The following is a 6182-nucleotide window of genomic DNA, read 5'->3' on the forward strand; positions in this document are numbered from 1 at the left end:
CGCCGGAGCCGGGCCGGGCTGATCAGCCGGCGGAGGCGGCCTGGCTCGGTCCGCGACCGCGACCACCACGGCGACGCCGGCGGCGCGCGGGCGCATCACCGTCAGCGCGCGGGGCCGTATTGCGTTGGCCGTTGCGCTGCCCGTTACGCTGATCGGAACGCGGCTCACTGCGCTGGTTCTGCGCCTTGCGTGGCTGGCCCGCAGGTTTGGAGGCGGGGAGTGCATGCTCCGGTTCGAAGCCCTCGATCACCGAGCGCGGAATCTGCTGGTTGGTCAGGCGTTCGATAGCACGCAGTTGGTCGGCCTCGTCGGCACTGACCAGCGACACCGCCTCACCGCTGGCACCGGCGCGACCGGTGCGACCGATACGGTGCACGTAATCCTCGGGCACGTTGGGCAGGTCCAGGTTGATCACATGCGGCAGCTGGTCGATGTCGATACCGCGCGCGGCGATGTCCGTCGCCACCAGCACCTGGATGCGGTTGGCCTTGAAGTCTTCCAGCGCACGGGTGCGGGCGTTCTGGCTCTTGTTGCCGTGGATCGCGGCGGCGGGAATGCCGGCCTTGTCCAGTTGCGTCGCCAGCCGGTTGGCGCCGTGCTTGGTGCGCGTGAATACCAGCACCTGGTGCCAGTTGTGGGTCTTGACCAGGTGGATCAACAGTTTCGGCTTGCGCGACTTGTCCACCGGGTGAATCTGCTGGCGCACCAGCTCAACCGTGGTGTTGCGCGGGGCCACGTCGACTTCCAGCGGGTCGTGTACCAGGCCCTTGGCCAGGGCACGGATCTCGTCCGAGAAGGTGGCCGAGAACAGCAGGTTCTGGCGCTGTGCCGGCAGTAGCTTGAGGATGCGCCGGATGTCGTGGATGAAGCCCATGTCGAGCATGCGGTCGGCCTCGTCCAGCACCAGGATTTCCAGCTTGCTGAAATCCACCGCGCGCTGCCCGTGCAGGTCGAGCAACCGGCCGGGGGTCGCCACCAGCACGTCGACGCCGCGCTCCAGGGCCTTGATCTGCGGGGTAATGCCAACACCGCCGAACACCACGGAGCAACGCAGGGGCAGGTGCTGGCCGTAGGTGGTCACGCTCTCGCCTACCTGGGCGGCGAGTTCACGGGTTGGCGTGAGCACCAGTGCGCGCACCTTGCGCGGAGCGGCGCGCTGGCCATCCGCCAGGCGCTGCAGCAGGGGCAGGGTGAAGCCGGCGGTCTTGCCGGTGCCGGTCTGGGCGGCGCCCATGAGGTCGCGGCCCTCCAGTACGGCGGGAATGGCCTGGGCCTGGATCGGCGTGGGCTGCGTGTAGCCCTCGGCAGCAACGGCGTCCAACAGTTCGCGCCGCAGACCGAGGTCCGGGAATTGCAATGCTTGCATTAAGAATCCTGAAGGTGGGTAGAGCGGGAAATACAGGGGGAGGCATACGAATACGCTGGGCCGACTATAGCCCAACGCTCCTACCCACTCCAGTAAATATTACCCTTTCGCGGCGCGCTCAGTGCCCGCGAAAACGCGGCGACCGCTTCTCCACCAGGGCCCGGGCGCCCTCCCGGGCGTCCGCGCTCCCGAACAGTTCGGCCTGCACACGCTCCTCCTCGTCGAGCTGTGCGGCGAGGTCCTGCTGCCAGGCGCGCTGCAGCAGGCGGCGCATCTCGCCCAGCGCCCGGGTCGGCCCGGCAGCGAGTTGCTGTGCCAGGGCCAGGGCCTCATCGGCGAAGGTCGCGTCGTCGTAGACGCGGTTGACCAGGCCCCAGTCCAGCGCCTGCTCCGCGCCCAGGCGCTGGCCGAGAAGCAGCACCTCACGCGCCCGTGCGGTGCCGATCAGGCGTGGCAGCAACCAGCTCAGGCCACCGTCCGGCGACACCCCGACGTTGCTGAAAGCGCCGAGGAAATACGCCGAGCGCGCCGCCACCACCATGTCACCAGCCAGTGCATAGGAAAAACCAAGTCCGGCGGCGGGACCATTGACGGCGGTGAGCACCGGGCAGTGCAGCTCGGCCAGCATGCGGATCACGCGGTGATGATGGGTGCCCAGCGAGAGACCGCTGCCGTCCCCGGCACCCGCGATCAGGTCCAGGCTGCCGCCGGCGCAGAAGGCGCGACCGGCACCGGTCAGCAGCAGGCAGCGCACTCCGCACGCCGGGTCGGCAACGGCGGTCACCGCCTCGAGCAATTCCGCGGACATGTCAGCGCACAGGGCGTTGAGCGCCCGCGGGTCGTTGAGGGTGATGCGGCAGACCGCATCGGAGACTTCGGTGAGCACCCTGGACATGCGTTGGAACGTCGTTAGAGATGTGTTGACAAGAATTTTTCATATTGACACTATCGTGTCAAATAAGAGGAGAATCCCATGACTCCCCGCGTACCGCTGACTGACCAGCAGATCGCGCAGTACCACCGCGACGGCGCGGTACTGCTCAAGGGTGTACTCAACACCGTGGAACGCGCACTGCTGGAAGAGGGCCTCGAAGAGTCCTACCACAACCCGGGGCGGCGCTCGACGCGCGCCAGCGACCCCCAGGGCGAGGGCGAAACCTTCATGGAATCCTTCCCCAGCCTGGGCAGCCCGAGCCTGCGGCGCCTGCTGGAGCTGGGCAGCATCCCCGAGATCGCCGCACGCATGCTGCGCGCGCCCTCGGCGCAGCTGATCCTGGACCAGGTCTTCTACAAGCGCGGCGGCCGGGTGATCCCCACCCCCTGGCACCAGGACACGCCCTATCTGCGGGTGCGCGGCGACGACATGATCCGCGTCTGGGTCAGCGCGGACTTCTCGCCCCGGGAACTCACCTTGCAAATCATCCGCGGCTCGCATCGCTGGGGTATCATCTTCGATCCCAACATCAGCGATGGAGGCAATGTGCGCAAAATAAACGAAGGCAAGATGCTGACCATGCATGGCGGTGGCGAGCGCGGCCCGCGGGTGCCCGATATCGCCAGCCACCCGGAGCGCTACGACATCCTGAGCTGGGACGTCGAGCCCGGTGACGCCCTGGTGTTCAACGGCAACATGCTGCACGCGGCGGGTGGCGCAAGCGGGCATCCCGCCCCGCGGCGCGCCTATACCAGCATGTGGGGCGGCCCCGAGCTGCGCTACATCGCGCCGCCGGACAACGCCATTCCCACCCTGGCGGAGATCAACCGGGTCGAGGTGCCCTTCGATTCACGGGTCGGCGACTACCCGACCGCCTTCCCGGTGGGGTGGTCCGCGTGAGCCGGGTCAAGTCCAGCCCGCTGATCCAGCTGGTCGACGAGGTCTCGCGCCTGCAGGGTCGCTTCACGAGCCTGTTCGAGCCGGTGCAGTCATACAGTGGCCTCAAGCGCATGGGCGACCTGGTCCTGAACGCCGTCTACGAGGCGGACTCACCGCCCACCGTGCCGCAGATCGGCCGCAGCCTCGGCCACCCGCGACAGGTGATCCAGCGCGTGGTCAACGAGCTGGCTGCCGATGGCCTGCTCGAGCGCCTGCCCAACCCGGATCACAAGCGGGCGCCGCTACTCGGCGTGACCGACCGCGGCCGGGCGCTGAAGGAGACCACCGACGACGTCGCCCTGGATATCGCCAACACCTTCCTGCAGTACGCGGCAGACGCCGAGGAGTGCACCCGGCTGGCGCGCGAACTGCGCGAGCTGCGCCGGGCCCTGGAGGCCTTCGCGCGCGAAACCCAGGAGGCGGACGAAGCATGACCCGCGCGGTCATGGCCGACGAGCTCGGCCCGCCGGAAACCTACTCGCTGCGCGACTACGACCCCGGTCCGCCCGGCCCGGGCCAGGTACGTGTCGCGATACGCGCGGCGGGTGTCAGCTTTGTCGATGTACTCAACGCCACCGGCAAGTACCAGGGCCGCACCGGGCTGCCCTTTATCCCGGGCAGCGAGTTCAGCGGCGTCGTGGAAGCCCTGGGCGAGGGCGTGTCGACACTGGAGCCCGGCCAAGGGGTCCTCGGCACCGCCTGGGGTGGCGCGATGGCCGACGTTATCAACGTGGAAGCAAAGGCGCTGTGCCCGATGCCCGAGAGCATGAGCTTCAATCAGGGTGCCGTGTTCAAGATCAGCGCACTCACCGCCTGGCACGCGCTGGTCGACCGCGCGCAGATCGCGCCGGGCGAGACCCTGCTGGTCCTCGGTGCCGGCGGCGGCACCGGCACCGCGGCGGTACAACTCGGCCGCGAACTGGGCGCGCGGGTCATCGCCTCCGCCTCCAGCGCTGAAAAGCGCGCCCTGGCCGAGGAATGCGGCGCCCATGCCGTCGTCGACACCCTCTCGGACAACTGGCGGCATGACGTGGCCACCGCCAGCCAGGCCAAGGCCGTCGACGTGGTGTTCGACCCCGTGGGCGGCGAGTACACCGAGCGCGCCTTCCGCAGTCTCGGCTACCGGGGCCGGCATCTTGTTGTCGGCTTCGCCGCGGGTATCGCGCAACTGCCCACCAACCTGCCGCTGCTCAAGGACGCGTCGCTGATCGGCGTAAACCTGCAGGCGGTGGCGGTGCACCAGCCGGAACACGGGCAGGCGCAGGTCAAGCAAGTGCTGCGGCTCGGCGCGCAGGGCAAGCTGCTGCCGGTGATCGAGCGCAGCCTGCCGCTGGCCTCGTTCGCCGAGGCCATGTACCTGGTCAGCGAGGGCCGCACTATCGGCCGCCTGGTTTTGACCATGGACTGAGCCGGGCCCGGTTGAGCGCCCCGGACGCCCGGTCTACACTGCTTGCGACCGCGGCCCGGGCCGCCCGCGCAAGGACTCCAGCATGACCCGCACCCTCCCGCTTTTTACCCTGCTTCTACTGTGCTTCACGCTCAGCGGCTGTGGCTACAACCGCCTGACCGCCGGCGACGAGCAGATCAAGGCCGACTGGTCCGAGGTGATCAACCAGTACCAGCGGCGGGCCGACCTGATTCCCAACCTGGTGCGCACGGTGGAAGCCTTCGCCAAGCAGGAGCGCGACGTGTTGGTCGGCGTAACCGAGGCGCGCTCGAAGGTCAGCTCGATCCAGGTGACGCCGGAGATGATCAACGACCCGGCCGCCATGCAGCAGTTCCAGCAGGCCCAGGGCCAGCTGAGCAGCGCGCTGTCGCGCCTTCTGGTCACCGTCGAGCGCTACCCGGAGCTGAAATCCGACGCCAACTTCCGCGACCTGCAGGCGCAGCTCGAGGGCACGGAGAATCGCATCACCGTGGCGCGCAACCGCTACATCGACGCGGTGCGCGAGTACAACACGCTGGCGCGTTCCTTCCCCACCAACCTCACCGCCATGGTCTTCGGCTTCGAGGTAAAACCCAACTTCAACGTGGAGAACGAGGCGGAAATCGCCAAACCGCCGGAGGTCAATTTCGGGGGCGGCAACTGACCCCGACGGCTGAGTCCACATGCCGCTGCTGCGACTGCTCATACTGGCCTGGCTGTGCCTGGCCTGGCCGGCGACGCACGCGGCAACCCAGCCTGTCCCCACGCTCAAGGCGCGGGTCACCGACCTCACCGGCACCCTGGACACGTCCCAGGCCACGTCACTGGAGCAGGCCCTGGCGCAACTGGAGCGCGATACCGGCAGCCAGGTCGCGGTGCTGCTGGTGCCGACCACGCAGCCCGAGGACATCGCCGCCTTCGCCATCCGCGTGGTCGACAAGTGGCAGCTGGGCCGCGAAAAATTCGATGACGGCGTGCTGTTCCTGGTCGCTATCGAGGACCGGCGCATGCGCATCGAAGTGGGTTACGGCCTGGAGGGCGCAATCCCCGACGCGCGGGCCAAGCAGATTATCGAGGACATCGTCGCGCCGTACTTCCGCGGCGGCGACATCGCCGGCGGCATCGCGGCCGGTACCGAGGCCATCGGCAAACTGGTGCGCGGTGAAAACCTGCCGCCACCCAAGCGCGGTGCGCGCAAAGGCGACTCCGGGGACGGCCTCGCCGACACCTTCCCGGTACTGGTGTTCGTCGCCCTGTTCGCCGGCGGCGCCCTGCGCGCCTTCCTCGGCCGCCTGCCGGGGGGCCTGGCCACCGGTGCCCTGCTCGGCATCGTCGCCTACATCATGGTGGGCATTGTCATGTTCGCCCTTGCGGTGGCCTTTTTCGGCTTCCTGTTTACGCTGCTCGCCGGCGGCGGGCGCAGCAACAGCTGGTCGGATCGCGGCGGCTTCGGCGGTGGTTTTGGCGGCGGCGGGGGCTTCGGCGGTGCCGGCGGATTCGGCGGCACCGCCGAAGCC

Annotated in this window: 7 protein-coding genes; 5 read left to right on the top strand and 2 right to left on the bottom strand. The window is 68.5% G+C overall.

Annotated elements, in window-relative coordinates; translation table 11 throughout:
* Positions 1 to 22: 22 nt before the first annotated feature.
* A complete protein-coding gene (locus E4634_RS20565) occupies positions 23 to 1357 on the bottom strand; it encodes a DEAD/DEAH box helicase (RefSeq protein ID WP_135446573.1) in 1335 nt (444 codons plus the stop codon).
* A 127-nt stretch (positions 1358 to 1484) separates the two neighbouring features.
* Positions 1485 to 2261, bottom strand: coding sequence for an enoyl-CoA hydratase-related protein (locus E4634_RS20570; protein WP_135446560.1), 777 nt, complete (start codon positions 2259 to 2261; stop codon positions 1485 to 1487).
* A gap of 78 nt (positions 2262 to 2339) precedes the next feature.
* On the opposite strand from E4634_RS20570, the gene E4634_RS20575 reads away from it, so the two are divergent.
* The 5 genes from E4634_RS20575 to E4634_RS20595 form a co-directional block, all read left to right on the top strand.
* On the top strand, positions 2340 to 3200 hold the full coding sequence (locus E4634_RS20575) for a phytanoyl-CoA dioxygenase family protein (protein ID WP_135446561.1): 861 nt from the start codon (positions 2340 to 2342) through the stop codon (positions 3198 to 3200).
* Positions 3197 to 3673, top strand: a complete 477-nt coding sequence (locus E4634_RS20580; protein ID WP_135446562.1) for a MarR family winged helix-turn-helix transcriptional regulator — start codon at positions 3197 to 3199, stop codon at positions 3671 to 3673. The genes E4634_RS20575 and E4634_RS20580 overlap by 4 nt, the downstream gene beginning before the upstream one ends.
* Positions 3670 to 4647, top strand: a complete 978-nt coding sequence (locus E4634_RS20585; protein ID WP_135446563.1) for an NADPH:quinone oxidoreductase family protein — start codon at positions 3670 to 3672, stop codon at positions 4645 to 4647. Before E4634_RS20580 ends, E4634_RS20585 begins: the two co-directional genes overlap by 4 nt.
* 82 nt (positions 4648 to 4729) lie before the next feature.
* Positions 4730 to 5329, top strand: coding sequence for a LemA family protein (locus E4634_RS20590; RefSeq protein WP_135446564.1), 600 nt, complete (start codon positions 4730 to 4732; stop codon positions 5327 to 5329).
* Between the two features lie 19 nt (positions 5330 to 5348).
* A partial coding sequence (locus E4634_RS20595) for a TPM domain-containing protein (protein WP_135446565.1) occupies positions 5349 to 6182 on the top strand: 834 nt, incomplete at its 3' end.

This window comes from Mangrovimicrobium sediminis, from assembly GCF_004745945.1.
GTDB classification, from domain to species: Bacteria; Pseudomonadota; Gammaproteobacteria; order Pseudomonadales; family Halieaceae; genus Mangrovimicrobium; species Mangrovimicrobium sediminis.

What these genes read in the sequence shown, in the direction of transcription:
- E4634_RS20590 (WP_135446564.1), top strand. Translation starts at nt 4,730, where the DNA reads ATGACCCGCACCCTCCCGCTTTTTACCCTGCTTCTACTGTGCTTCACG.
- E4634_RS20585 (WP_135446563.1), top strand. Translation starts at nt 3,670, where the DNA reads ATGACCCGCGCGGTCATGGCCGACGAGCTCGGCCCGCCGGAAACCTAC.
- E4634_RS20570 (WP_135446560.1), bottom strand. Translation starts at nt 2,261, where the DNA reads ATGTCCAGGGTGCTCACCGAAGTCTCCGATGCGGTCTGCCGCATCACC.
- E4634_RS20575 (WP_135446561.1), top strand. Translation starts at nt 2,340, where the DNA reads ATGACTCCCCGCGTACCGCTGACTGACCAGCAGATCGCGCAGTACCAC.